At 62.9% G+C, this 23478-nt stretch carries 23 protein-coding genes; 15 read left to right on the forward strand and 8 right to left on the reverse strand.

Annotation, left to right across the window (positions count from 1 at the left end; translation table 11 throughout):
- Both J4E58_RS28575 and J4E58_RS28580 read right to left on the reverse strand, forming a co-directional pair.
- Positions 1 to 323, reverse strand: a 323-nt coding sequence (locus J4E58_RS28575) for a PQQ-dependent sugar dehydrogenase (protein WP_207255346.1), incomplete at its 3' end; no start/stop codon positions are given.
- A gap of 67 nt (positions 324 to 390) precedes the next feature.
- Positions 391 to 756, reverse strand: coding sequence for a hypothetical protein (locus J4E58_RS28580; protein ID WP_087091032.1), 366 nt, complete (start codon positions 754 to 756; stop codon positions 391 to 393).
- A gap of 216 nt (positions 757 to 972) precedes the next feature.
- Here J4E58_RS28580 and J4E58_RS28585 point away from each other — a divergent pair, with 216 nt between their 5' ends.
- Both J4E58_RS28585 and ligD read left to right on the forward strand, forming a co-directional pair.
- On the forward strand, positions 973 to 1857 hold the full coding sequence (locus J4E58_RS28585; protein ID WP_087091033.1) for a Ku protein: 885 nt from the start codon (positions 973 to 975) through the stop codon (positions 1855 to 1857).
- A gap of 31 nt (positions 1858 to 1888) precedes the next feature.
- Positions 1889 to 4420, forward strand: a complete 2532-nt coding sequence (ligD, locus tag J4E58_RS28590; protein ID WP_087091034.1) for a DNA ligase D — start codon at positions 1889 to 1891, stop codon at positions 4418 to 4420.
- Positions 4421 to 4494: 74 nt separating this feature from the next.
- Here ligD and lpxO read toward each other — a convergent pair whose 3' ends face one another.
- Positions 4495 to 5394, reverse strand: coding sequence for a lipid A hydroxylase LpxO (gene lpxO / locus J4E58_RS28595; protein WP_087091035.1), 900 nt, complete (start codon positions 5392 to 5394; stop codon positions 4495 to 4497).
- Between the two features lie 534 nt (positions 5395 to 5928).
- Between lpxO and J4E58_RS28600 the strand changes: the two genes are divergently transcribed.
- Positions 5929 to 7515, forward strand: coding sequence for an ABC-F family ATPase (locus J4E58_RS28600; protein WP_009043780.1), 1587 nt, complete (start codon positions 5929 to 5931; stop codon positions 7513 to 7515).
- 226 nt (positions 7516 to 7741) lie between these two features.
- Positions 7742 to 8929: an MFS transporter gene (locus J4E58_RS28605; RefSeq protein ID WP_087091036.1), complete on the forward strand. Its 1188-nt coding sequence runs from the start codon at positions 7742 to 7744 to the stop codon at positions 8927 to 8929.
- A 1-nt stretch (position 8930) separates the two neighbouring features.
- Here J4E58_RS28605 and J4E58_RS28610 read toward each other — a convergent pair whose 3' ends face one another.
- Together J4E58_RS28610 and J4E58_RS28615 are read right to left on the reverse strand one after the other, a co-directional pair.
- Positions 8931 to 9968 carry a dienelactone hydrolase gene (locus J4E58_RS28610; RefSeq protein ID WP_087091037.1) on the reverse strand — a complete coding sequence of 346 codons (1038 nt, stop codon included), beginning with the start codon at positions 9966 to 9968 and terminating at the stop codon, positions 8931 to 8933.
- Between the two features lie 227 nt (positions 9969 to 10195).
- A complete protein-coding gene (locus J4E58_RS28615) occupies positions 10196 to 10807 on the reverse strand; it encodes an FMN-dependent NADH-azoreductase (protein WP_087091038.1) in 612 nt (203 codons plus the stop codon).
- A 129-nt stretch (positions 10808 to 10936) separates the two neighbouring features.
- Here J4E58_RS28615 and J4E58_RS28620 point away from each other — a divergent pair, with 129 nt between their 5' ends.
- Together J4E58_RS28620 and J4E58_RS28625 are read left to right on the forward strand one after the other, a co-directional pair.
- On the forward strand, positions 10937 to 11845 hold the full coding sequence (locus tag J4E58_RS28620; protein WP_087091039.1) for a LysR substrate-binding domain-containing protein: 909 nt from the start codon (positions 10937 to 10939) through the stop codon (positions 11843 to 11845).
- Between the two features lie 26 nt (positions 11846 to 11871).
- On the forward strand, positions 11872 to 12216 hold the full coding sequence (locus tag J4E58_RS28625) for an MmcQ/YjbR family DNA-binding protein (RefSeq protein ID WP_007926440.1): 345 nt from the start codon (positions 11872 to 11874) through the stop codon (positions 12214 to 12216).
- Here J4E58_RS28625 and J4E58_RS28630 read toward each other — a convergent pair.
- Both J4E58_RS28630 and J4E58_RS28635 read right to left on the reverse strand, forming a co-directional pair.
- Positions 12213 to 12638 (reverse strand): DUF1294 domain-containing protein, encoded by a 426-nt coding sequence (locus tag J4E58_RS28630; protein WP_009043775.1) that lies wholly within the window; start codon positions 12636 to 12638, stop codon positions 12213 to 12215. The two genes, J4E58_RS28625 and J4E58_RS28630, sit on opposite strands and share 4 nt — an antisense overlap.
- On the reverse strand, positions 12638 to 13468 hold the full coding sequence (locus J4E58_RS28635) for an undecaprenyl-diphosphate phosphatase (protein ID WP_053261582.1): 831 nt from the start codon (positions 13466 to 13468) through the stop codon (positions 12638 to 12640). Before J4E58_RS28635 ends, J4E58_RS28630 begins: the two co-directional genes overlap by 1 nt.
- A gap of 284 nt (positions 13469 to 13752) precedes the next feature.
- Here J4E58_RS28635 and J4E58_RS28640 point away from each other — a divergent pair, with 284 nt between their 5' ends.
- The 9 genes from J4E58_RS28640 to J4E58_RS28680 all read left to right on the forward strand — a co-directional run bounded on the left by J4E58_RS28640 (position 13753) and on the right by J4E58_RS28680 (position 21956).
- The gene (locus J4E58_RS28640; protein ID WP_087091040.1) at positions 13753 to 15387 is read left to right on the forward strand and encodes a methyl-accepting chemotaxis protein; all 1635 of its coding nucleotides are present in this window, start codon (positions 13753 to 13755) and stop codon (positions 15385 to 15387) included.
- A 106-nt stretch (positions 15388 to 15493) separates the two neighbouring features.
- Positions 15494 to 16060, forward strand: coding sequence for a nicotinamide riboside transporter PnuC (gene pnuC / locus J4E58_RS28645; RefSeq protein WP_053261070.1), 567 nt, complete (start codon positions 15494 to 15496; stop codon positions 16058 to 16060).
- Positions 16057 to 16581: an AAA family ATPase gene (locus J4E58_RS28650; protein ID WP_087091041.1), complete on the forward strand. Its 525-nt coding sequence runs from the start codon at positions 16057 to 16059 to the stop codon at positions 16579 to 16581. The genes pnuC and J4E58_RS28650 overlap by 4 nt, the downstream gene beginning before the upstream one ends.
- 354 nt (positions 16582 to 16935) lie before the next feature.
- On the forward strand, positions 16936 to 17397 hold the full coding sequence (locus tag J4E58_RS28655) for a hypothetical protein (protein ID WP_087091042.1): 462 nt from the start codon (positions 16936 to 16938) through the stop codon (positions 17395 to 17397).
- Position 17398: 1 nt separating this feature from the next.
- Complete coding sequence (locus J4E58_RS28660; RefSeq protein WP_037004704.1) at positions 17399 to 17977, forward strand: hypothetical protein; 579 nt, start codon at positions 17399 to 17401, stop codon at positions 17975 to 17977.
- A 62-nt stretch (positions 17978 to 18039) separates the two neighbouring features.
- On the forward strand, positions 18040 to 19083 hold the full coding sequence (locus tag J4E58_RS28665) for a heme utilization protein (protein WP_087091043.1): 1044 nt from the start codon (positions 18040 to 18042) through the stop codon (positions 19081 to 19083).
- A gap of 63 nt (positions 19084 to 19146) precedes the next feature.
- The gene (locus tag J4E58_RS28670; protein ID WP_087091044.1) at positions 19147 to 19827 is read left to right on the forward strand and encodes a C39 family peptidase; all 681 of its coding nucleotides are present in this window, start codon (positions 19147 to 19149) and stop codon (positions 19825 to 19827) included.
- Between the two features lie 44 nt (positions 19828 to 19871).
- Positions 19872 to 20618, forward strand: coding sequence for a hypothetical protein (locus J4E58_RS28675; protein ID WP_172962987.1), 747 nt, complete (start codon positions 19872 to 19874; stop codon positions 20616 to 20618).
- Positions 20619 to 20663: 45 nt separating this feature from the next.
- Positions 20664 to 21956, forward strand: coding sequence for a transporter (locus J4E58_RS28680; protein ID WP_087091046.1), 1293 nt, complete (start codon positions 20664 to 20666; stop codon positions 21954 to 21956).
- A 60-nt stretch (positions 21957 to 22016) separates the two neighbouring features.
- Here the strand turns inward: J4E58_RS28680 and J4E58_RS28685 are convergent, their stop codons facing one another.
- A complete protein-coding gene (locus J4E58_RS28685; protein WP_087091047.1) occupies positions 22017 to 23342 on the reverse strand; it encodes a sigma-54 dependent transcriptional regulator in 1326 nt (441 codons plus the stop codon).
- Between the last annotated feature and the right edge of the window lie 136 nt (positions 23343 to 23478).

Here is a 23478-nt window from a genome sequence, read left to right on the forward strand (position 1 = left end):
TGCTTGAAGTCCGGCGACAGCACCACATCCAGCAAGCCGCCCTGGCCCTTGGCCCAGACCTGCGGCACGCCGTCCAGGGGCGCCGAGAGCTTGCCGTCGGCGCCGACCAGCCGCAGGTTGCCTGGGCGCTCGGTCACCAGGATGCCCTGGCGGTCCGGCAGGAACGCCAGGGCCCAGGGGTGGTCCAGGCCCTCGACCAGCGGGGTCACGCTGAGGGGGCCCAGCTCGCTCTGCAACGGTTGGCTGGGGGCGGCCACGGCCGGTGGCGCACTGCTCAGAACAAGGCTGGCACAGACGGTTGCCAAGAGGGTTTTACGCAACATGCACAATTCCTTCTGTCGATAAAAAGGGTTCCGCCCGGGGTCGGCATCGGCCTCGGGCGGTCAGCGTTTATCGCTGCTGTTGGTTACGCGGTGGGGTCACGGGTGTCGGATCGATGATCCGTGGCTGGGTGATGGTGCGCGGGTAACCGTTGCCGATGCCGCCGTTCTCCAGGGTCGGAGGGCGTTGCACGGGTACTGGATTAACCCCACGAACAGCCGGTGCACTGGGCTGGGTGCCCTGCATGCTGTTGGGGTTGGCCCGGCGTATCGGGCTGTTGTAGGGGTTGTTGTTACTGCCGGGCAGGTTCTGCGCCAACAGCATGGCGGACGTTGGGCTGCTGTCCGGATGCGCCGCCTGAGGCGCGGCGAACGCCACGGCGCTGGCCCCGCTCATCAGTGCAAAAGCGACAAGAGCGCGAAGCAGATTGTTCATGGCGACCCTCTTGGATGGCGACGAGTTATCGCATTCGAGTCCAGGCTACGTCGCGCGTTCGGCCTTGTTAATTAAATAATCCGCCAGACATGTAACACGAGTTATCGGCTTGCCCTATGCAGGCCGGCACCCCGGGGAAACTTTCGCGCCGCGCCACGGGTCACCTGAAAACCAGTCGCTGCATGGCGATTCCATAGTCAATACGGGGACAGGCTCATGGCACGGGCAATCTGGAAAGGCGCGATCAGTTTCGGTCTGGTTCACATTCCGGTGGCGCTGGTCTCGGCGACCTCCTCCCAGGGCGTCGACTTCGACTGGCTGGACCAGCGCACCATGGACCCGGTGGGTTACAAGCGGGTCAACAAGGTCACCGGCAAGGAAGTCGGCAAGGAACATATCGTCAAAGGCGTGGCCTACGAAAAAGGCCGCTATGTGCTACTCAGCGAGGACGAGATCCGCTCGGCCCACCCGCTGTCGACCCAGACCATCGACATCTTCGCCTTTGTCGACAGCCAGCAGATCCCGCTGCAGAACATCGACACCCCCTACTTCCTGGCCCCCGACAAGCGTGGCGGCAAGGTCTATGCGCTGCTGCGCGAAACCCTGCAGAGCACCTCGAAAGTCGCCCTGGCCCTGGTGGTGCTGCACACCCGCCAGCATCTGGCAGCGCTGATGCCGCTGGAGTCGGCGCTGGTGCTGGTAATGCTGCGTTGGCCGGCCGAGGTGCGCAGCCTCGACGAACTGGCCCTGGGACCGGAGGTGGCCAAGCCGGACCTGACCAAGGGCGAGCGGGACATGGCCAGGCGCCTGGTGGCGGACATGAGCGCCGATTGGCAGCCGGAGGAATACCGCGACAGCTTCACCGACAAAATCATGGCCCTGGTGGAGAAAAAGGCCCGGGCCGGCAAGATCGAGGACGTGGAAAGCGCCGCAGGCGAAGAGCAACGCCAGAGCGCCGACATCATCGACCTGACCGAGATGCTCAAGCGCAGCCTGGGCGCCAAGTCCAGGAGCAAGGCGCCCGCCAGCCCGGACAAACCCGGCAAGGCCGCGGGCAAACCCGCGACAGCCAAGAAAGCCACCAAGCGATCCCGTGCCTGAACCGCCGGCTCGCCATACAAGGTAGTGGGTCATGGCCAAATCCCTGAGTGAATACCAGCGCAAGCGCAACTTCGCGATCACCTCGGAGCCGGCGGCGGACAAAGCCTCCGCCAAGTCCCTCTCGGCCCTGCGTTTCGTGATCCAGAAGCACGATGCGCGCAACCTGCATTACGACTTTCGCCTGGAACTGGGCGGCAGCCTGAAAAGCTGGGCGGTGCCCAAGGGCCCGAGCCTGGACCCCACACAAAAACGCCTGGCGGTGCATGTCGAGGACCACCCGCTGAGCTATGGCGATTTCGAGGGCAGCATCCCCGCCGGGCAATACGGCGCCGGCGACGTGATCGTCTGGGACCATGGCGTCTGGCAACCCCATGACGACCCCGAGGCCGGCTACCGGGCGGGCAAGCTCAAGTTCACCCTGATCGGTGAGAAGCTTGGCGGCGACTGGACCCTGGTGCGCACCCATATGCGCGGCAGCGGCGACAAGGAACAGTGGCTGCTGATCAAGGAGCAGGATGCCCAGGCGCGAGCGAGCGACGAGTACGACGTGGTCCAGGCCCTGCCCAGAAGCGTGCTCAGCGGTGCCACGGTGGGCGACAGCACAGCCGCCAGCGCCAAACCCCAGGCCGCAAAAAAAACCGTGAAGAAGCCATCGGGGAAAAAAGCCGTGGTCCTGCCGCAAAGCCTGGCGCCGCAGCTGGCGACCCTGGTGGACAAGGCGCCCAGCGGCGACTGGCGCTACGAGATCAAGTTCGACGGCTACCGGATCCTGGCGCGGATCCAGGACGACGAGGTGCGCCTGCTGACCCGCAACGGTCACGACTGGACCAGCCGCCTGCCCCAGCAAGCCAAGGCCCTGGCCGCCCTGAAGCTCAAGGACAGCTGGCTGGACGGCGAAATGGTGGTGCTCAACGACCAAGGCCTGCCGGACTTCCAGGCGCTGCAGAACGCCTTCGATATCGGTCGCAGCGTGGACATCATCTATTACCTGTTCGACGCACCCTTTCTGCAGGGCGAGGACTTGCGCGAAACGCCGGTGGAAGAACGCCGTCAGGCCCTCAAGCAGGCGCTCGGGCGCAAATCGAGCAAGGTCCTGCGTTTTTCCGAAGCCTTTGCCGCCCAGCACCACGACATCCTCGAAAGCGCCTGTGCCCTGTCCCTTGAGGGGGTGATCGGCAAGCGAGCCGGCAGCCCCTATGTGTCGCGCCGCAGCAGCGACTGGATCAAGCTCAAATGCCGGCTGCGCCAGGAGTTCGTGGTGCTCGGCTATACCAAGCCGCAAGGTTCGCGCAGCGGCTTTGGCGCCCTGCTGCTGGGAGTCAACGACACTAGCGGGCTGGTGTACGCCGGCCGGGTCGGCACCGGTTTCGACCAGCAGACCTTGAAGCAGCTGCATGAGCGGATGCAGGAACTTGAGCGGGACTCATCGCCCCTGGCCAAGCCCCTGACTGCGGCCCAGGCCCGCGGCGTGCACTGGGTCGAGCCGCAGCTGGTGGCCGAAGTCGAATTCGCCGAGTGGACCCGCGAGCAGGTGGTGCGCCAGGCGGCGTTCATCGCTCTGCGCAGCGATAAGCCGGCCAGGGAGATCGTTCGCGAGCAGCCGCAGACCTCCAAGGCCGTCGAGACGCGCAGCCGGGGCACGGCCTCCCGTTCGGATAAGTCGGCCGCTCACAGCGTCGCCGGGGTCAGGATCACCCACCCGGATCGGGTCATCGACCAGCAGTCTGGCACCACCAAGCTGCAACTGGCGCAGTTCTACGCCAGCATCGACGAGCAGATCCTGCCGCACCTGCGCGACCGGCCGGTGTCGTTGCTGCGGGCTCCTGAAGGGGTGGAAGGCGAGCAGTTTTTCCAGAAACATGCCGAGCACCTGGCCATCCCCCATATCCGCCACCTCGACCCGGCGCTGGACCCCGGCCACGCGCGCCTGATGGAAATCGGCAGCACTGCGGCACTGATCGGCGCGGTGCAGATGGGCACCATCGAGTTGCACACCTGGGGCGCGACCCACGACCAGATCGAAACCCCGGACCTGTTCGTGCTCGACCTCGACCCGGACCCGGCGCTGCCCTGGAAAAGCATGCTGGAGGCCACCCAGCTGACCCTTTCGGTGCTCGATGAACTGGGTTTGCAGGTCTTCCTGAAAACCAGCGGCGGCAAAGGCATGCACCTGATCGTGCCGCTGGCGCGCAAGGCCGACTGGGATACGGTCAAGGGTTTCGCCAAGGCCATCGCGCAATTCATGGCGCAGCAGTTGCCGGAGCGCATCACCGCGACCATGGGCCCGAAAAACCGGGTCGGCAAAATCTTCGTCGATTACCTGCGCAATACCCGTGGTGCCAGCACCGTGGCCGCCTATTCGGTACGGGCCCGCCCCGGGCTGCCGGTCTCGGTGCCGATCGCGCGGGATGAACTGGGCGATGTCCGGCATGCCCAGCAGTGGAACGTGGCGAACCTGAGTCAGCGCCTGGAGGCCTTGACCGAGGATCCGTGGCACGGCTACGCCCATCGGCAGCGGATCACCGCGAAGATGTGGCAGCAGTTGGGAGTGGACAAACCTTGAGGACGTGATCGCGGGCCAGCCTCGCTCCTGCGACGGGCTCGTAGGCGCGAGGCTGGCCTGCGATCAGGGGCGAATCAGATGAAGATGAACAGTAACAACAGCGCAGCGAAGATCGCCCACTTTTCCAGGTAATAAAGCTTGCGGTTGCGCTTTTTCAGCTCTTTACCACGCAGGCGGATCTTGTACAGCTTGGTGAAGGCGCGGTTCAGGCCCCCGGTGCGGTCGCCGACATCGTTGGGCGAACCGGCGGCGGCCATCACGGTGCGGCTGAACCAGCGGTTGAAGGCGGCGGCCCAGCGGTACTTCATCGGCCGCTCGACGTCACAGAACAGGATGATGCGGTTCTGCTCGGTGGTGTTTTCCGCGTAGTGGATGTAGGTCTCGTCGAACATCACCGCTTCGCCGTCGCGCCAGTGATAGTGCTCACCGTCGACATTGATGTAGCAACCGGCGCTGTTGGGCGTTTCCAGGCCCAGGTGGTAACGGTAGGAACCGGCATAAGGGTCGCGGTGGCGCACCAGCTTCGAGCCCGGCGGTAGTTCGGCGAACATCGCCGCCTTGATCGAACCGATGCTTTGCACCAGCTCGGTGGTCCGCGGGCACAGCTTCATCGCCGAAGGGTGGCTGTCGCCGTACCACTTGAGGTAGAAGCGCTTCCAGCCGGTCTTGAAGAACGAGTTGAAGCCAACGTCGTCGTACTGCTCCGAACGCTTGATCTCCCCGGCCCTGAGCAGGCTCTGGCCCTCGGCGCGGATTTCTTCCCAGTGGGCCTGCAACGGGCTCAGGTCGGGAAAGTCGGCCGGATCGAGGTACGGGCGATTGGGGATCTTCGAGAACAGATAAAGGAAGCAGTTGATCGGGGCCAGGAAGGTCGAGTGATCACTCAGCTGGCGGCCCAGTTTATGGCGCACGCGACCACGCAGGTGCACATACGCGATGGATAAAACGTAAACAGCGGCAATGATGAGTTTCACGGAAATCGTCACATGTCAGAAGAGAACATACTGCGCCCCCACGTGGGCCACCTGGGCCGGGGTCATATGCAGCGTCCGAAAGCGATAAGAGGTCCTGAAGGCACGTCCTTGAGCCCATGCCAATGATGGCATGTGGCAACTGGTCGGCATTTTAGCCACAGTTTGTAACCAAAGGTTAACTCCGATTTGTGAAAATGTGTCCGTCCGCTATGCCACAACCTAAGTCGCATTGCCCGGGACAAATCCGCAGCGGCAATTTTTACAACGCCTGACGTTTACCGGCCTGGATGAAAAATCCGTGGGTCACTGTCATACAACTGCCGGCGCACATATGCGACAATGCGCGCCAAATTCCAACATGACCTCCCACCTTTATTGCCCAGCAACTTGGCCATAGCGTCCAGATGTTGCTGTCTACTTATGCTCGCTGGCTCGACCCTGGCTCGACCCTGGCGAAATGGAAAAGCTCCAGAATGCCCCGGGAATGGCCCAAGAGCCCACACGATGCTCGCAACCCCTTGATAGGTAAAGTAATTGATCTCCACAGCTAACATCACGATGCAGTTCGGCGCCAAGCCGCTATTCGAGAACGTTTCGGTCAAGTTCAACGGCGGCAACCGCTATGGCCTGATCGGCGCCAACGGTTGCGGCAAGTCGACTTTCATGAAAATCCTCGGCGGCGACCTCGAGCCGTCCGGCGGCCAGGTCATGCTGGAGCCGAACGTTCGCCTGGGTAAACTGCGCCAGGACCAGTTCGCCTACGAAGAATTCACCGTGATCGACACCGTGATCATGGGTCACGAAGAGCTGTGGAAGGTCAAGGCCGAGCGCGATCGCATCTACTCGCTGCCGGAAATGAGCGAAGAAGACGGCATGGCCGTGGCCGAGCTGGAAACCGACTTCGCCGAGATGGATGGCTACACCGCCGAGTCCCGCGCCGGTGAACTGCTGCTGGGCCTGGGCATTCCCCTGGAACAGCATTTCGGTCCGATGACCGAAGTGGCTCCGGGCTGGAAGCTGCGGGTCTTGCTGGCCCAGGCGCTGTTCTCCGATCCGGAAGTGCTGCTGCTCGACGAACCGACCAACCACCTGGACATCAACACCATCCGCTGGCTGGAAACGATTCTGACGGCGCGTAACAGCACCATGATCATCATTTCCCACGACCGTCACTTCCTCAACAGCGTCTGCACCCACATGGCCGACCTGGACTACGGCGAGCTGCGCCTGTTCCCGGGCAACTACGACGAGTACATGACCGCGGCGACCCAGTCCCGCGAGCAACTGCTGTCGGACAACGCCAAGAAGAAAGCCCAGATCGCCGAGCTGCAGACCTTCGTCAGCCGCTTCTCGGCCAACGCCTCGAAAGCCAAGCAGGCCACCTCCCGCGCCAAGCAGATCGACAAGATCCAGCTGGCCGAGGTCAAGCCATCGAGCCGCGTCAGCCCGTTCATCCGCTTCGAACAGACCAAGAAGCTGCACCGCCAGGCCGTGACCATCGAGCAGATGTCCAAGGGCTTCGACGGCAAGACCCTGTTCAAGAACTTCAGCTTCACCGTCGAAGCCGGCGAGCGCGTGGCGATCATCGGCCCGAACGGCATCGGCAAGACCACCCTGCTGCGCACCCTGATGGGCGAGCTGACCCCGGACGCCGGTTCGGTGAAGTGGACCGAAAGCGCAGAGCTGGGCTACTACGCCCAGGACCACGCTCATGACTTCGAAGACGACGTCAGCCTGTTCGACTGGATGGGCCAGTGGACCCAGGGCGAGCAGATCATCCGTGGCACCCTGGGCCGCATGCTGTTCTCCAACGACGAGATCCTCAAGTCGGTCAAGGTCATCTCCGGTGGTGAGCAAGGTCGCATGCTGTTCGGCAAGCTGATCCTGCAAAAGCCCAACGTACTGGTGATGGACGAACCGACCAACCACCTGGACATGGAATCCATCGAGGCGCTGAACCTGGCCCTGGAAAACTACCCGGGAACGCTGATCTTCGTCAGCCACGACCGTGAGTTCGTGTCGTCCCTGGCCACTCGCATCATCGAGCTGAGCCCGAACGGCGTGACCGACTTCAGCGGCACCTACGACGACTACCTGCGCAGCCAGGGCGTGGTGTTCTAAGGAACGCCAACCAGTTGCCGGCTTGCAAGCCCCGTCCTGGTGACGGGGCTTTTTTTGTACGGCTATAAAAGCATCGCGGGCAAGCCTCGTTCCTACAGACGCAGCGATGACGTCCTCCCACCCCCTATAAATAGCAGGCCATAAAGAAATCGTTAGCCTGCTTCCTTTTATTTCCGGCCCGCGCCATGATGCAGTTCTCCAACCGCCCGCCCGCGAACGAGCCCTCATGTCTGCGCAACAACAGCCCGTGCCCAGCTCCATGGCGATCACCCTGCAGATCGTCTCTATCGTCTTCTATACCTTTATCGCGTTTCTCTGCATCGGCCTGCCGATCGCGGTGCTACCGGGTTACGTCCACGGCGAACTGGGCTTCAGCGCGGTGGTGGCCGGGCTGACCATCGGCTCGCAGTACCTGGCCACCCTCCTCAGCCGGCCCATGGCCGGGCGCCTGTCGGACAACATCGGCACCAAACGGGCAATCGTCTACGGCCTGGCGGGGATTTTCCTCAGCGGGTTGCTGACCCTGGCGTCCAGCCTCCTGCAAACATTGCCGCTGCTCAGCCTGAGCGTCCTGTTGCTGGGACGTTTGCTACTGGGGGTGGCCCAGGGCCTGATCGGCGTAGGCACCATCAGCTGGTGCATGGGCCAGGTCGGCGCCGAGCACACCGCGCGCTCGATTTCCTGGAACGGCATCGCCTCCTATGGCGCGATTGCCATCGGCGCGCCGCTGGGGGTGGTGATGGTCGCCGACTACGGTTTCGAAAGCCTGGGGCTGGCCCTGTCGCTGCTGGCGGCCCTGGCCCTACTGCTGATCCGCAACAAGCCATCGGTGCCGGTGATCCGTGGCGAGCGCCTGTCGTTTCGCGCGGTGTTCGGCCGTATCGCGCCGTACGGCGCCGGCCTGAGCCTGGCGTCCATCGGCTACGGCACCCTGACCACCTTCATTACCCTGTTCTACCTCAGCCGCGGCTGGACCGGCGCGGCCTATTGCCTGACGGTATTCGGCATCTGCTTCATCCTCTCGCGCCTGCTGTTCATCTCCAGCATCAGCCGGTTTGGCGGTTATCGCGCGGCCATCGCCTGCATGAGCATCGAGACCCTGGGCCTGATCCTGCTGTGGCTGGCGCCATCGACGGCGTTCGCCATGATCGGCGCCGGGCTCGCCGGCTTCGGCCTGTCGCTGGTGTACCCGGCGCTGGGGGTGGAAGCGATCAAGCAGGTGCCCAGCACCAGCCGCGGCGCCGGCCTGAGCGCCTACGCGGTGTTTTTCGACCTGGCGCTGGCGATTGCCGGGCCCTTGATGGGCGCGGTGGCGTTGAACCTGGGGTATTCATGGATTTTCTTCTGCGCGGCGCTGCTGTCGCTCAGCGCCCTGGGTCTGACCCTGCTGCTCAAGCGCCGGGCCGACGCCTGAGTCACTGATCCGCGGTCTGCATCCCGGCCCGGCTCGGCTTGCCCAGGGCCTGGGCAAAGAAGCGGCCGGCCTCGGCGATCAGATTGCGGTGAATGTCCTCGCGGTCGACGCCATCGGCGTCGGTGCACAAGGCCGGCATGCTCAGCAACTGCTCCTCGGTGCACGGCGCCATGAACACGAAGTGCCCGGCCCCGGCCAACAGCCTGAAGTCCGGCGCGACCGGCAGCTTGCGGGCCAACGCCGCGGCGTTCTTATCCAGAGCCACCAGCTTGTCGACGTCGCCGCTGTACAGCAGCACCGGCACGTGCACGCCGGACAGGGTCTGGCGCCCGAACTTCAGGCTCAGCGGCGCCATCAGCAGCAACGCATGGACCCGCGGGTCGGCGACCGGTTGCAGGTCGTCGCGATCGACGATCAGTTCGCCCTGGGTATTGCAGGCATCGTGATCGTCGGGGCGCTCCTGGCAGTAGCGGCGCAGGCGCTCCAGGTCGGGGGTCGCTCCAGACAGGATCAACGCCGTTTCACCACCGGCCGAGTAACCGATGACCCCGACCTGCCCGGCGTTGACGAAAGGCGACAGCATCGGGTCGGCCAGGGTCGCGGTGATGGCTTCGGAAATCTGGATCGGCCGGCCATAGAGATTGCTCAGGGTCCCCAGCCGGCTGTGATCCTTGTAGTTGTCGCCCGGATGAATCACCGCCACCACCACGAAGCCCTTGCGCGCCAGCGAGGTGGCCAGGTCGTGCAGGGCCAGCGGCGTGCCGGTATTGCCGTGGGACAGCATCAACAGCGGAAAACGGCCGATGGCGACCTTCGAATCCCGGGAGGCGGCGATCTGATAACCCTCGACCTTGCTGCTGTGTTCGATGCCGGTGGAGGGATAGAAGGCAATGGCGCGCATCGGCTGCTGGTCCAGCGGGTCGAGAAAACTCATTTCGTGGAAGCCCACGCTCCAGTGCGGATGAGGCGCGGGCGCGGCGTGCACGATAATCGGGCCGCCGAGCAGGCAGATCAGTGACATTGCCCAAAGACGCATCATGGATGCACCACCTTCCCTACCTGATGAAAACGCCGGTTCATTGCTTCACTGGCCAGGAATTCGCTGGCCTGTTGCCTGGAGCTGTCGGGCCTGGTCAAGCCACTGCATAACCCGAGCCAGAACAAATAGCACGAACACGAAAAACTCCGTATTCCGCTGCCTGGAGGGCATCAGAATACAGAGTTTAAAGGGCATTGCCTGGGGCGTAAGCGACTTTTACACAAGCCTTACGCGGCAGCGAAAAGTTGCTCGCTGATGTGCGCCTGGGCGTCGCTCAGGGCCTTGTTGCGGACCTCGTCGCCATAAGCCAGGCCGTGGGCGCGAACGAATTCGATGTCGGTGATGCCGAGGAAGCCGAACAGCACTTTCAGGTAATCCTCGTGAGCCACGCCAGTGGCTTGGCCGGCGTGCAGGCCGCCCGCGGTGGAGACCACCACGACTTTCTTGCCACCGCACAGGCCTTCAGGGCCGGCTTCGGTGTAGCGGAAGGTCTGGCCGGCGACGGCGATGCGGTCGATCCAGGCCTTGAGTTGGGTCGGGATGGTGAAGTTGTACATAGGCGCGGCGATCACTACAGCGTCGGCGGCCTGGAATTCGGCGAGGGTCGAAGCGCTCAGCTCGGCTTCGTGCTGCTGGGCAGCGTTGCGCACTTCGGCCGGGGTACCGGCGGCCACCAGGGTGGCGGAGCTGAAATGGCTGATGGCATCGGCGGCCAGGTCGCGGTAGGTCACTTCAACGCTGGTATCGGCGTTTTTCCAGGCCTTGACCACGCTTTCACTCAACTGACGGGAAGCCGAGTTGTCACCAAGGATGCTCGAATCGATATGCAACAGTTTCATCTGGAATTCTCCAAGTGAGGATCGCCACCGGGCGATCAATTGAGCACAATCCTACAGGTGAAACCAATAGCTGATTAGTCGGCATAAATGCGATAGTTTGTCCCACCAGCAGGACAGTAGAGCCAGGATATGCAAGACCTCAACGATCTTTATTACTTTGCCAAGGTGGTGGAAGCCGGTGGTTTCGCCGCCGCCGGGCGTTTACTGGGGGTGCCCAAATCCCGTTTGTCGCGGCGTATCGCCGAACTGGAAGAACGCCTGCACACCCGATTGCTGCAACGCACCACCCGCCAATTGAAGCTGACCGCAGTCGGCGAACGTTATCTGCGTCACTGCCAGGCCATGCTGCTGGAAGCGGAAATGGCCGACGAAGCCGTGGCCAGCATGTCCAGCGAACCTCGCGGGCGCCTGCGGGTGTCCTGCCCGGTGGGCCTGGCCCATCATATGTTGCCGACCGTTATCAGCTCGTTCCTCGAGCAATATCCCCAGGTCCAGCTGGACATGCAGTTGCTCAACCGCCGGGTCGACGTGGTCGCCGAAGGCATCGACGTGGCGCTGCGGGTTCGCGAGCATGGCGACGAAGACCCCTTGCTGGTGACCCGGCGCCTGCGCCAGGCGCAGACTGTGATGGTCGCCAGTCCGGGGTTCGCCCGGGAATGGCCGATCCACAGTCCCGAAGACCTGCACAAGGTGCCGGTGCTGGGAGCCCTGGAGGCCGACCGCATGGTGCATTTGCGCCTGCTCGACGCCCAGGGCGAGAAATGCGACCTGATCCTGGAGGCGCGCCTGGGCATCGACGATTTTCTGGTGCGCCGTTCCTGCGCCCTCGCCGGCCTTGGCTGTACCATCCTGCCGATGATGTATTGCGAAGAAGAACTGCAGACCGGGCAACTGGTGCAACTGCTGCCCGAGTGGTCGCTGCCTGGCGGTTGGCTGCAGGCGGTCTACCCTCACCGGCGCGGTGTATTGCCAGCGGTAAGGGCCTGGATCGAGCATGTCAGCGAAGCCTTCAAAGGCTGCGGGGACCGCACACTGTGACAGCGCGACAAAAGGAAGAAAAAACCATGACTGAAGCGGATGTGGCGCAATTCTGCCTGGACTTGCCGGGCGCGCGCGAAGACTACAAATGGGGCGGCGTGCGGGTGTTTTCCGTGGCCGGCAACAAAATGTTCGCCCTGCAGAACCTGCGGGGCGAGTCACTGGCGTTCAAGGTGGACAAGGAGCTGTTCCTCGGCCATGTCGACCGTCCCGGCATCGCGCCGGCGCCGTACCTGGCCCGGGCGCACTGGATCATCATGCAGACACCCTACCCGCTGGGCGCCGGCGAACTGCGGGACTTGCTGCGGCGTTCGCACCAGTTGGTGGTGAGCAAGCTGCCCAAGCGGGTACAGGTAGGCCTGTTGCTTTAGAACAGCGAGAACAGGCTGCCTTCGAGAAACAGCCGGTCGATCCAGAACACCTGGTGCAGCAGCACGATCAGCCAGAACACCAGTTGATAGGACAGCTTGCGGGTTTTGTGGCGAAACGCCTGTTGCGCCAGCAAGGCGCCTGGCCAGCCACCGGCCAGCTCCACGGCGTGCAGGACGTTTTCCGGGGTCCGCCAGCTGTCGCTACGGGCCTTGCGCTTGTCGCTCCAGTAGAGGAAGAACGTCAGCACGCTGACCGCGCCGTAGGCCGCCAGCGGTACCCAGGAAATCCCCTTCACGCCCAACAGCAGCGAACCGCACAGCGGCAAGGCGCAGAGCAGCAGGAAGATCACCGCCTTGAGCCTTGGCTGCTGGATCCGTGCCCCGGCGACGTTACCGGGGCGGTTCGGGTTGCGTGCGTCCATCAGGAATGGACCGCGGTCCAGTCGACCCAACCGAACTGCCAGGTGGCGAGGATCACCAGGCCGAAGGCAATGCGGTACCAGGCAAAGGCCGCGTAGCTGTGGTTGGCGATGAACTTGAGCAGGCCCCTGACCGCGATCATCGCGAAGATGAACGAGGTGATGAAGCCGATGGCAAACACCGGCAGGTCGTCCGGCTGGAACAGGTTGCGGTACTTGTAGCCCGAGTAGACCGCGGCACCGACCATGGTCGGCATCGCCAGGAAGAACGAGAACTCGGTGGCGGTCTTGCGCGACAGGCCGAACAACAGGCCGCCGATGATGGTGGAGCCCGAGCGCGAGGTGCCTGGAATCATCGCCAGGCACTGGGCGAAACCGACCTTCAAGGCATCTTTCCAGCTGATCTCGTCCACCGTGTTGGCATGTATTTCATGCTGCCGGCGTTCGGCCCAGAGCATGACCACGCCCCCCACCACCAGCGCCGTGGCGACGGTGATCGGGTTGAACAGGTATTCATGGATCAGGTCGGCGAAAATCACCCCCAGCACCACGGCGGGCAGGAAGGCGATCAGCAGGTTGATAGTGAAACGCTGGGCGTTGCGCTGGGTCGGCAGGCCGGTGACCACGTCGAGGATCTTGCGGCGAAACTCCCAGACCACCGCGAGAATGGCCCCCAGCTGAATGATGATGTTGAACGCCATGGCGCGCTCGCCACCGAAGTTGAGCAAGTCGGCAACGATAATCTGGTGGCCCGTGCTGCTGATGGGCAGAAACTCCGTCAGCCCTTCCACAATCCCTAAAATCAATGCCTGTGCGGCAGTCCAAAGCTCCATCAATCCCCCGAAGGTCATGCCATGGCATGCCTTTTAGTTTTTCTTCAATGTTCACTGACACGTGCGTCGCGACTTCGCAGCCGCAATAGGATCATCATCGCCCCTGAAAATTCCGTGAAAAATCAGCCGGATTCAGGTTTTTCGCGATGAGGCCGAAATCCTAGCAGACATACTCGATAAACGCTGTCGCGTTGAGAGAATCAGCGGGACCGGACTGCAAGGAGCGCATGACGGATGTACGGGGTGTTTCTATTACAAGAACAACAATCGGGAGTGACAGATTCATGAACAGCTTACGCAGAATGTCGATCAGCCGCCGTCTGTGGCTCATCCTGATTGTCGCGGTATTGATGCTGATGACCCTGGGCATGTTGATGCTCAAGCAGATCCACGACGACCTGTACCAGGCCAAGGCGCAGAAAACCCAGCATGTGGTGCAGACCGCCAATGGCGTGCTGGCCTATTTCCAGGGCCTGGAAAGCGCCGGCAGCCTCGATCGCGCGACGGCGCAGAAGCAGGCGCTGAGCGCCATACGCAACCTGCGCTACGACCAGAGCGACTACTTCTGGATCAACGACCTGGCCCCGGTCATGGTCATGCACCCAACCAACCCCAAGCTCGACGGCCAGAACCTCGCGGCCATTCGCGACCCGGACGGCTTTGCCGTGTTCAACGAAATGGTGGCCATCGCCAAGGCCAAGGGCGCCGGCATGGTCAACTATCGCTGGCCGAAACCGGGCGCCAGCGAGCCGGTGCAGAAGACCTCCTATGTCCAACTGTTCCAGCCCTGGGGCTGGATCATCGGTTCGGGGGTGTACATCGATGACGTGCAGGCCGAGTTCCGCAGCCAGATGGTGAAGGCCTCGGTCGTCGGTATCGCCATTGCCCTGCTCATGGCCCTGCTGGTGCTGCTGATCGCCCGCAGCATCGTCCGCCCGCTGCAGGAAACCGTGCACGCCATGGCCAATATCACCAGCGGCGAAAGCGACCTGACCCGTACCCTCGACACCCACGGCCAGGACGAAGTCACCGAACTGGCCCGGCACTTCAACGGCTTCACCGCCAAGCTGCGTCTCGTCGTCAGCCAGTTGCAGGTGTCGGCCGCAGCCCTGGCACAGTCCTCCACCGACCTGGGCAGCAATGCCAGCCAGGCCCAGGAACGCAGCCAGCAGCAGTCGCAGCAGATGGAGCTGGTGGCCACCGCCATCAACGAAGTGACCTACGGCGTACAGGACGTGGCGAAGAACGCCGAACACGCCGCCAGCGAGATGCGCGACGCCGAAGCCCAGGCCCAGCAGGGCCAGGTCAATATCGACGGCAGCCTGCAACAGATCGACCGGCTCTCGGGCACCATCGACCAGGCCGTGGAAGTGATTCGCACCCTGGCCCAGGAAAGCACCCAGATCGGCAGCGTGCTGGAGGTGATCCACTCGATCGCCGAGCAGACCAACCTGCTGGCGCTCAATGCGGCGATCGAAGCCGCCCGCGCCGGCGAACAGGGCCGTGGGTTCGCCGTGGTGGCCGATGAGGTGCGCCTGCTGGCCCAGCGGACGCAGAAGTCCACCGCCGAGATCCAGTCGATGATCGAGCGCCTGCAAGGGCACTCGGAAGCCGCGGTGAAAGTCATCGGCGACAGCAGCCGGGCTTCGCAACAGACCATCGAGCAGGCCGGGCTGGCCGGGGAAAGCCTGAACGCCATCGGCCAGGCCCTGCGCAACCTCAACGGGCTGAACGCCTCGATTGCCAGCGCCACGTTGCAACAGGCCCATGTGGTCGAAGACATCAACCAGAACGTGACCCAGGCCGCCGGCCTGTCCCACAGCACCGCCCTGGCGGCCGAGCAGTCCAGTGCCGCCAGCCTGCACCTCAAGGAGCTGAGCGAGCAGCTCAACGGCCTGTTGCGCCAGTTCCGGGTCTGAGGTCGTCCGTGGCGGGGTTCGCCCCGCCACGGTTACCGGCCTTCACTAACATGCAAGGCCGCTTCTGGTTACAATCCGCACCCTCCTCCGCTTCCAGGTAGTTTTCATGTCCGGGCTTGAACTGTTCGCCGCCGCACTCGGCGTGATCGCCGTCTGGCTGACAGTCAGACAGAACCCCTGGTGCTGGCCGATCGGCCTGGTCATGGTGCTGCTGTACAGCTGGATCTTCTTCGAGGTGAAGCTGTATTCGGACATGCTGCTGCAAGTGGTCTACGCCGCCCTGCAACTCTATGGCTGGTGGCAGTGGACCCGCGGTGGCGCCAGCCATCAGGGCCGGCCGGTCAGCCTGCTGGCGCCCCGCTCGATGCTGCTGGGCCTGAGCCTCGGGGCCATCGGCAGCCTGCTGCTGGGGGCCGCCATGGCCCATTGGACCGATGCCGCGCAACCCTGGCTGGACGCCGCGCTGACCGGCTTCAGCCTGGTGGCGCAATGGTGGATGGCGCAGAAGCGCGTGCAATGCTGGCCGCTGTGGATTGCCGTCGACGTGATTTTTGTCGGCCTGTTCATCTACAAGGACCTGTACCTGACGGCGGCCCTGTACGGGCTGTTCACCCTGTTGGCCGTGCAGGGCTGGCGCGCCTGGCGGGCCGACCCGGCGTTGCGCCCGGCATGAAGGTCCTGGTGTTGACCGGCCCCGAGTCCAGCGGCAAAAGCTGGCTCAGCGGCCACTTGCAGGCGCGCTTCGGCGGTATCCAGGTGGGCGAGTACGTTCGCCATTTCATCGAGCAGCAGCGACGCGACACCTGCCTGGCGGACATCCCGGAGATCGCCCGCGGCCAGCTGGCCTGGGAGGATCAGGCCCGGGCGCAACAGCCGCCGCTGCTGATTCTCGACACGCACCTGCTGAGCAATATGCTCTGGAGCCAGACCCTGTTCGGCGCCTGCCCGGACTGGCTGGAGCCCGAGCTGCTGGCTCGCGGCTACGATCTGCACCTGCTACTCTCCCCCGAAGATGTCGGCTGGAGCAACGACGGCCAGCGCTGCCAACCCGAACTGAGCGAGCGCCTGGCCTTCTTCAAGGCCACAGGTGATTGGCTGGTGCAACACCAGCAGCTCTTCGAAGTGATTCGCGGCGACTGGGAAGCCCGTCGGCAACGGGCATTCGAGCTGGTCGAGCGTTTGCTTCGGGGTTAACCGAATCCTTTTCCTGTCCGCTTTTTTTCTCCTCTGCTGGCGAGAAAAACGTCCATCCCTGAAACACCCGCCGCTGCGCAAAACGGCCAAATCAAAGGGCTTCTCATTGCCCTTCAGCCATCTGTTAAAACGCTGATACAACCCGCCGCGAGCCCTCCGATCCAGAGCCTCGCCCCGGCCATACCGGGCTGTCGAAGGCGGCACGGGTCTCATCGTTGAAACACCCCTGCCCCGGCAACACACCTGGTTACTCGTAACCTGTTGAATTTTTGAAACAATCAAAAAGCGGCACGGCTTCTGCTCTCTACCCTCGCAACGCTGACTAGGGCCAGCGAAAAAGAAGGGAATGCTGCCGTGGAGAATCTCAATTCAGCTCTGACCCGCCTCCTGCTGATCGGCTGTGCCATCGGCTCGCTGCTCAGCCTCCCGGTCCAGGCTGCCGGCGACATCAGGGACGGCAGGATCGTTCTCGACCGCGACGTGCAACCTCATACCGTCGGCCGCCCTCCGCTGCATCCTGACCCCTACCCGACCACCGTCAATGCCAACCCATCGGCCCGGGTCAAACAGATGACCAGCAACACCGAATTGAGCGACAGCGATTTTGCCGGGGTCAGCAGCGGTTCCACGATCAGCGGCAGCGTCATGCCCAACGGCGTCAACCTGCAGGGGCTGAACACCGTCACCAACCCCAATGGCCTGACCGGCATGAGCGCCGGCCATGGCGGCGGCAGCGGTGGCGCCATCTCCGGCACCATCAACCGCTCGCTGAATTCTGGCCTGGCTCCTTTGGGCAGAATGGCCGGAGGCCAATGAGATGACTCGTACCCTCGTATGGCTTGCACTGTTCGGCTGCGCTTCGGTGATGGCCGACCCAGGCATCCAGGCGGTGGACACCGCCACCCTTCACAACTCCGGCGCCCGCTACAACGGCAACTTCAACGTCAACCAGGCCGCCGGCGACCAGCAGCAACAGACCAACACACGCGCCATTGCCATCGGCACCGACGCCCAGGCCACCACCGTGGTCCGGCAGAAGCTCGGCACACCGGCCAGCAGCGCGATCGACGCCAGCAGCAACATCGGCGGCAACGCTTTCAGCAACGGCAACGGGGTCCTGGGCGTGAACCAGGGAGCCGGCGCCAACAACCAGATGGTCAACGCAATGCGGGTGAGCATCAGTGCCCAGCCGCAAAGCATCGACGACAGCGTCCTGTCCCAACAGAACGTGGCGCTGTTACCAGGCTCGGGAGCAACTGACGCCTCCAAAGGCAGCCGCCAGGTCGTTACCAGCGACCAGGCCTTCACCGGCAGCCGGGGAGTGATTCAGGTGAACCAGAGTGCCGGGGTGGGGAACCGAATGGCTAACACCCTGAGCATACGGGTCGCTGACTGACCCGCAGCAGTGCGATTGGAAAGTACCAACACTTAACCAACTAATAAGCACGGAGAAACACCATGAAACCTACAATGGCTCTCAAGCCACTGGTTTTTGCCCTCGCCGCAGTGATGGCAATCGCGGCACAGGCAGGTGGCAATGACGACAACCACGGCGGACACGGTGGTCACGGTGGCCATGGCGGTCACAATGGCCACCACGGCGGCCACGGTGGACATGGCGGCAACGGCGACCAAGACCTCAACACCAAGCTGCAACTCACCGCCGGTGCCGTGGCCAACGTAACCGATGAGCAGTTCAGCTCGGGCAACAGCGTCAGCAACCGTGGCACCCACAACAACGCCGACGCCAGCGACTCGATGAACAACTCCAACGGCAACATGGGCGCCAACGTGGCTGCCGGCGACGGCAACCAGCAAGACAACGCCGTCGCCCTGGCCACCGCCGATGAAAGCTTCATCTTCGGCAGCGCGGTAGCCACTTCCAACGCAACCCAGACCAACACCAACAACACGGTGAAAAACTGGTCCACGCAAAACAGCGCAACACTCGACAATGCAGGCAACAGCGGCTCCGGCAACATCGGCATCAACGTCACCGCCGGCGACTTCAACCAACAGAAAAACAACCTGGCAATCGCCGTATCCGGCGGACGCGTAGCGACTGCGTCAGCTTCGGCCGACCAGACCTCCACTGGCCTGGACGTGGACAACAAGGGTGTGCGTACCTACAAAACAGACACCCTCACCGGCGAGTTCAATGCCTCCGGCACCTACAAAGGCACCGGCTACGGCAAGATCCAGGGCGACGACGATCACCATGGTGGCGGTCATGGCTATGACGATCGTAGCGGCGGTGGCGATCACGATAATGGCAATCAGAAGTTCACCTTCAAGGAACAAGGCACGATCGAACTTTCCGGCGTCTGGACCAAGCAAGTGCTGACCAAAGACGGCTGGAAAAACCCTGTGATCAACAACGCGTCGATGTCTGGCTCGATGAACGGCTTCTCCGGCAACGGCGGTGCCAACGTCTCGGCGGGGGTCGGCAACCAACAAAGCAACTCGCTGTCCATCGCTGCCGGCTGCAGAGCCTGCCTGTAATCACGAGAGTGACGAAAGCCCCGGAAACGGGGCTTTTCCACCGTCCCACAAGGCGTAGCGATCATGCGAATGGCGACCTTCTCCCTTTTGCTTTGCCTGACTGGCCTGGCTCAGGCCGCGCAGATGCCGGTGGCCGTGTTGCCTGGCGGCAACCTGGTGTACAAGCAAGTGCAGAGCGTGCGGGAACGCAAATTCGCCGATCTGGTCGAGCAGAAAACCGACTTCAGTTGCGGCGCCGCCGCGCTGGCGACGGTGCTGCGCCAGGCCTACTGGCTCGACGTCGATGAGGAGCACGTCATCAAAGGCATGCTGGCCACCGCTGACCAGGACCTTGTGCGTACCCAGGGTTTCTCCATGCTGGACATGAAGCGCTACCTGGAAAGCATCGGCATGCGCGCCCGGGGCTACCGGATACCTCCCGACAAACTGCAGGCGGTCTCCATTCCGGTGGTGGTACTGATGGACATTCGTGGTTACAAGCACTTCGTGGTCATGCAGCGGGCGCAGAAAGACTGGGTCTATATCGGCGACCCCGTCCTCGGCCATAAACGCTACTCCCACGAAGACTTTGTCAAAGGCTGGAACGGTATCGTCTTCGCCATCGTCGGCCCCGGCTACGACAAGGCCAACGCCTTGCGCGACCCGCCCAACCCGCTGACCGCCAAGAACAAGCTGGATACCTTCAACCCGGTCAAAGACGCAGAACTGATGGAATTCGGTTTCATTCAGAGCGACTTCTTCTAGGGTCGCCCTAAGGATAAAGGGGCAGGATGCTCCGGGAGCAGCAGATGAAAAGCGCTTACTGGCTGGCCGCTGCCTGCCTGGCCACAAGTTTTCCTGCGTACGCCAACGCAGGGTTCAAGCCTATAGAAATCAAGGACCAGGAACTCTCCGAGCTCCGCGGTCGCTACGTCATGCCAGGGCGGATCATCAGCTTCGGCATTGTCATGAGCAGCACCTGGCGCAATGCCTCGGGCGATCTGATCGGCGCCACGACCTCCATGCAGATCCAGCAATCGACGATCAAGCCAGAATTCTATGTCTCCACGATCAACGAAACCGGCAACGGCTCGACGCCGACCCAGGGCTCGGGCAACGTGATCGGCGGCGCGGGCCTGGCCACCACCCAAGGGGTGACCCAGAGCGTACGCGCGGCGGGCGATGGCAACAGCGCCTATAACAACGTCTCCATCGACGTCAAGGAAGCCAGGCATGCCCCGGCGCTGGTGCCGGCGCAAGGCCAGCTGTTGATGAGCGGGCAAACCATCAGCGGCAGCAATGCCGCGGGCAGCGTGGCCGTGTCCGCCACCGGTGGCGGCATCCAGATGGCCATCCAGGCCAGCAACAACCAGGGCTCAGCCCTGCAGCAAGTGGCTCAGGGCGGCTTGCTGCAAAACACCCGCCTGCTGGGCGACAGCAACCTGGTCAGTAACCTGACCCAACTGAACGTCGTGCTCAACAATAACGGGGCGAGTACCGGCGCTTTGGACTGCAACCTGACCCAGCTCAAGGGCCTTCGTAACCTGGGATATTGAACTACGCTGATTCTCGATCATTAGGCTCAAAGGGACGGCTTATCCATGTATCGATCAGTCTCGCTGCGCGCAGTTGTATGTTTGAGCACCCTCCTCCCGACCGCACTGCTGCAGGCAGCGCCGGATGCCGACGTAGAGGCCCTGAAACAAGAATTACTGGAGCTTAAGCAACGTTACGAAGTGCAGCAGAAAGCACTGGCGGTATTGGAACAACGGGTACGCCAGGTCGAGGAGCAACCGGCGGCGCCACCACCGAAACGCCTGGCCAAGTCGCCAGCGGACATGCGTGGCAACCAGCAGGTGGCCGGGACCACGGGCCAAGGCCCGACCCCGGCCGGCGGCAGTTCCTACGGGGAATCGCTCAAGGATGATTCGCAACCGGCGCAGAGTGTGTCCAACCTGTACGACGAAGCCAGCGGCTTCTTCGGCGGCGGCAAGTTCAGTGTCGAGACCGGCCTGACCTACTCCCGTTATGACACCCGGCAGCTGATTCTCAACGGCTTCCTGGCGCTGGACTCGATCTTCCTCGGCAACATCAACCTGGACCGGATCAAGGCCGACAACTGGACCCTCGACCTCACGGCCCGCTACAACCTGGACAACCGTTGGCAGTTCGACGTCAACGTGCCGGTGGTCTACCGCGAATCGACCTACCAGTCCGGCGGCGCGCAAAACGGCGCGGCGGGCGTCACCAGCGAAAAGACCGTGTCCAAGGACCCGACCCTCGGCGATGTGAACTTCGGCATCGCCTACAAATTCCTCGACGAATCGGTCAATACCCCGGACGCAGTCTTGACCTTGCGCGTCAAGGCGCCGACCGGCGAAGAGCCGTTCGGCATCAAGCTGCGCCAGGTCCAGGACAACACCAACCTGTTCGTCCCGGATGACCTGCCGACCGGTAACGGCGTCTGGTCGATCACCCCCGGCATCTCGCTGGTCAAGACCTTCGACCCAGCGGTGCTGTTCGGCACCCTCTCCTACACCCACAACCTGGAAGAATCGTTCGACGACATCAGCTCCACGGTCAACTTGAAGACCCCGGGCAAGGTCAAGCTCGGCGACAGCTTCCAGATCGGCATGGGCATCGCCTTCGCCCTGAACGAGAAGATGAGTATGTCGTTCTCCTTCTCGGACCTGATCCAGCGCAAGAGCAAGCTCAAGGAAGATGGCCAGGACTGGCAGTCCGTGGTGTCCAGCGACGCCAACGCCGGTTACTTCAACGTCGGCATGACGGTGGCGGCCACCGACAACCTGACCATAGTGCCCAACCTGTCCATCGGCCTGACCGACGATGCGCCGGACTTCACCTTCAGCTTGAAATTCCCCTACTACTTCTAAACACCAACCAAAAAAGGCCCGCGGCGATCATCTCGCCGCGGGCCTTTTCGTCGCACCGCCCTAGCGGATCTGATGCTTGTGCAGCAACCGGTAGAAGGTCGGGCGCGATACGCCCAGCACCCTGGCCGCGACGCTCAGGTTGTCGCTGTGCCGATTCAACACATCGCACAGGGCCTGGCGCTCGGCCCGGTGCTTGTAGTCCTCCAGCGTGCCCATGGGCGCGATGCTGGCCTGCGGACTGAGCAGGCCCAGGTCCCGGGCTTCGATCTGCCGGCCCTCGGCCAGTACCAGGCCGCGCCGCACCCGGTTGGCCAGCTCGCGGACATTACCAGGCCAGTCGTGCTTGCCCATGGCCACCAGCGCGTCTTCGCTGAAACTGCGCGGCCGGCGCCCGGTTTCCTGGCTATAGAAGTGGGAAAAGTGACTGGCCAGCATGCCGATATCGCCATGCCGTTCGCGCAATGGCACGGTGACCACCTGCAACACATTCAGGCGGTAATACAGGTCTTCGCGAAAGCGCCCCTTGTCGATCGCCGCCTCGAGGTCGACGTGAGTCGCCGCCAGCACCCGTACATCCACCGGAATCGGCTGGCTGCCACCCACCCGTTCAATGTGTTTTTCCTGCAAAAAGCGCAACAGATTGGCCTGCAGTTCCAGCGGCAGGTCGCCGATTTCGTCGAGAAACAGGGTGCCGCCATGGGCCGCCTCGATACGCCCGACCTTGCGTTGATGGGCGCCGGTGAACGCGCCCTTCTCATGGCCGAACAGTTCGGACTGGATCAGGTGCTCGGGGATCGCCCCGCAGTTGATCGCCACGAAGGGTTTGCTGTGGCGCTGCGACTGGCGGTGCAGGGTCCTGGCCACCAGTTCCTTGCCCGTACCGCTTTCGCCGCGAATCAGCACCGGCGACTCGGTGGGCGCCAGCTTGCTCAAGAGTTTGCGCAAGTCGCGGATCGGTCGGCTGTCGCCCAGTAACTCATGCTCGGGCTGAGCGACATGAATATGCCCCTGGCCACGCAGGCGGGCCATGCCGAAAGCCCGTCCGAGAGTCACCTGGACCCGCGAGACATCGAACGGCAGGGTGTGGAAATCGAAAAACCACTCGCAAACAAAATCGCCGACTTTCTGCAGGCGCAGCACGTCCGGGCTGAGCACCGCGATCCACTCGGTACCGCTGCGGCTGATCAGGTCCTTGACCGCTTCCGGTCGCTCCAGGTGAAAAGCCTGCAAACGCAGCAGGCCGACGTCACAGCCGCGATCGACGGCCGATTCCAGGTCACAACTGTCGACATCCCAGCCCACCGTGCGTAATCCAGGCAGCAGACGATGGCAATCGTCGCACGGGTCAACCACTAAAAGGCGGCGTAAGGCGGTCGCTTCAAGCATGACTGTTCCTTGGCGCCAAAAAGAGGAAAAGTTATTAGAAACAGTAGTTTGGCAAACCTGGCTGTAACATTAGCAATTACTTGACGCTGTCTTGTATCGATTGTTTATAGCGCCAATCACCATTTGGACTAACCAT

Source organism: Pseudomonas sp. FW305-25 (assembly GCF_017351415.1).
GTDB lineage: Bacteria > Pseudomonadota > Gammaproteobacteria > Pseudomonadales > Pseudomonadaceae > Aquipseudomonas > Aquipseudomonas chlororaphis.

What these genes read in the sequence shown, in the direction of transcription:
- J4E58_RS28675 (WP_172962987.1), top strand. Translation starts at nt 19,872, where the DNA reads ATGAAAAGCGCTTACTGGCTGGCCGCTGCCTGCCTGGCCACAAGTTTT.
- J4E58_RS28640 (WP_087091040.1), top strand. Translation starts at nt 13,753, where the DNA reads ATGAACAGCTTACGCAGAATGTCGATCAGCCGCCGTCTGTGGCTCATC.
- ligD (WP_087091034.1), top strand. Translation starts at nt 1,889, where the DNA reads ATGGCCAAATCCCTGAGTGAATACCAGCGCAAGCGCAACTTCGCGATC.
- J4E58_RS28585 (WP_087091033.1), top strand. Translation starts at nt 973, where the DNA reads ATGGCACGGGCAATCTGGAAAGGCGCGATCAGTTTCGGTCTGGTTCAC.
- pnuC (WP_053261070.1), top strand. Translation starts at nt 15,494, where the DNA reads ATGTCCGGGCTTGAACTGTTCGCCGCCGCACTCGGCGTGATCGCCGTC.
- J4E58_RS28660 (WP_037004704.1), top strand. Translation starts at nt 17,399, where the DNA reads ATGACTCGTACCCTCGTATGGCTTGCACTGTTCGGCTGCGCTTCGGTG.
- J4E58_RS28615 (WP_087091038.1), bottom strand. Translation starts at nt 10,807, where the DNA reads ATGAAACTGTTGCATATCGATTCGAGCATCCTTGGTGACAACTCGGCT.
- J4E58_RS28670 (WP_087091044.1), top strand. Translation starts at nt 19,147, where the DNA reads ATGCGAATGGCGACCTTCTCCCTTTTGCTTTGCCTGACTGGCCTGGCT.
- J4E58_RS28680 (WP_087091046.1), top strand. Translation starts at nt 20,664, where the DNA reads ATGTATCGATCAGTCTCGCTGCGCGCAGTTGTATGTTTGAGCACCCTC.
- J4E58_RS28650 (WP_087091041.1), top strand. Translation starts at nt 16,057, where the DNA reads ATGAAGGTCCTGGTGTTGACCGGCCCCGAGTCCAGCGGCAAAAGCTGG.
- J4E58_RS28630 (WP_009043775.1), bottom strand. Translation starts at nt 12,638, where the DNA reads ATGGACGCACGCAACCCGAACCGCCCCGGTAACGTCGCCGGGGCACGG.
- J4E58_RS28625 (WP_007926440.1), top strand. Translation starts at nt 11,872, where the DNA reads ATGACTGAAGCGGATGTGGCGCAATTCTGCCTGGACTTGCCGGGCGCG.
- J4E58_RS28610 (WP_087091037.1), bottom strand. Translation starts at nt 9,968, where the DNA reads ATGATGCGTCTTTGGGCAATGTCACTGATCTGCCTGCTCGGCGGCCCG.
- J4E58_RS28580 (WP_087091032.1), bottom strand. Translation starts at nt 756, where the DNA reads ATGAACAATCTGCTTCGCGCTCTTGTCGCTTTTGCACTGATGAGCGGG.
- J4E58_RS28620 (WP_087091039.1), top strand. Translation starts at nt 10,937, where the DNA reads ATGCAAGACCTCAACGATCTTTATTACTTTGCCAAGGTGGTGGAAGCC.
- J4E58_RS28685 (WP_087091047.1), bottom strand. Translation starts at nt 23,342, where the DNA reads ATGCTTGAAGCGACCGCCTTACGCCGCCTTTTAGTGGTTGACCCGTGC.
- J4E58_RS28635 (WP_053261582.1), bottom strand. Translation starts at nt 13,468, where the DNA reads ATGGAGCTTTGGACTGCCGCACAGGCATTGATTTTAGGGATTGTGGAA.
- J4E58_RS28605 (WP_087091036.1), top strand. Translation starts at nt 7,742, where the DNA reads ATGTCTGCGCAACAACAGCCCGTGCCCAGCTCCATGGCGATCACCCTG.
- J4E58_RS28665 (WP_087091043.1), top strand. Translation starts at nt 18,040, where the DNA reads ATGAAACCTACAATGGCTCTCAAGCCACTGGTTTTTGCCCTCGCCGCA.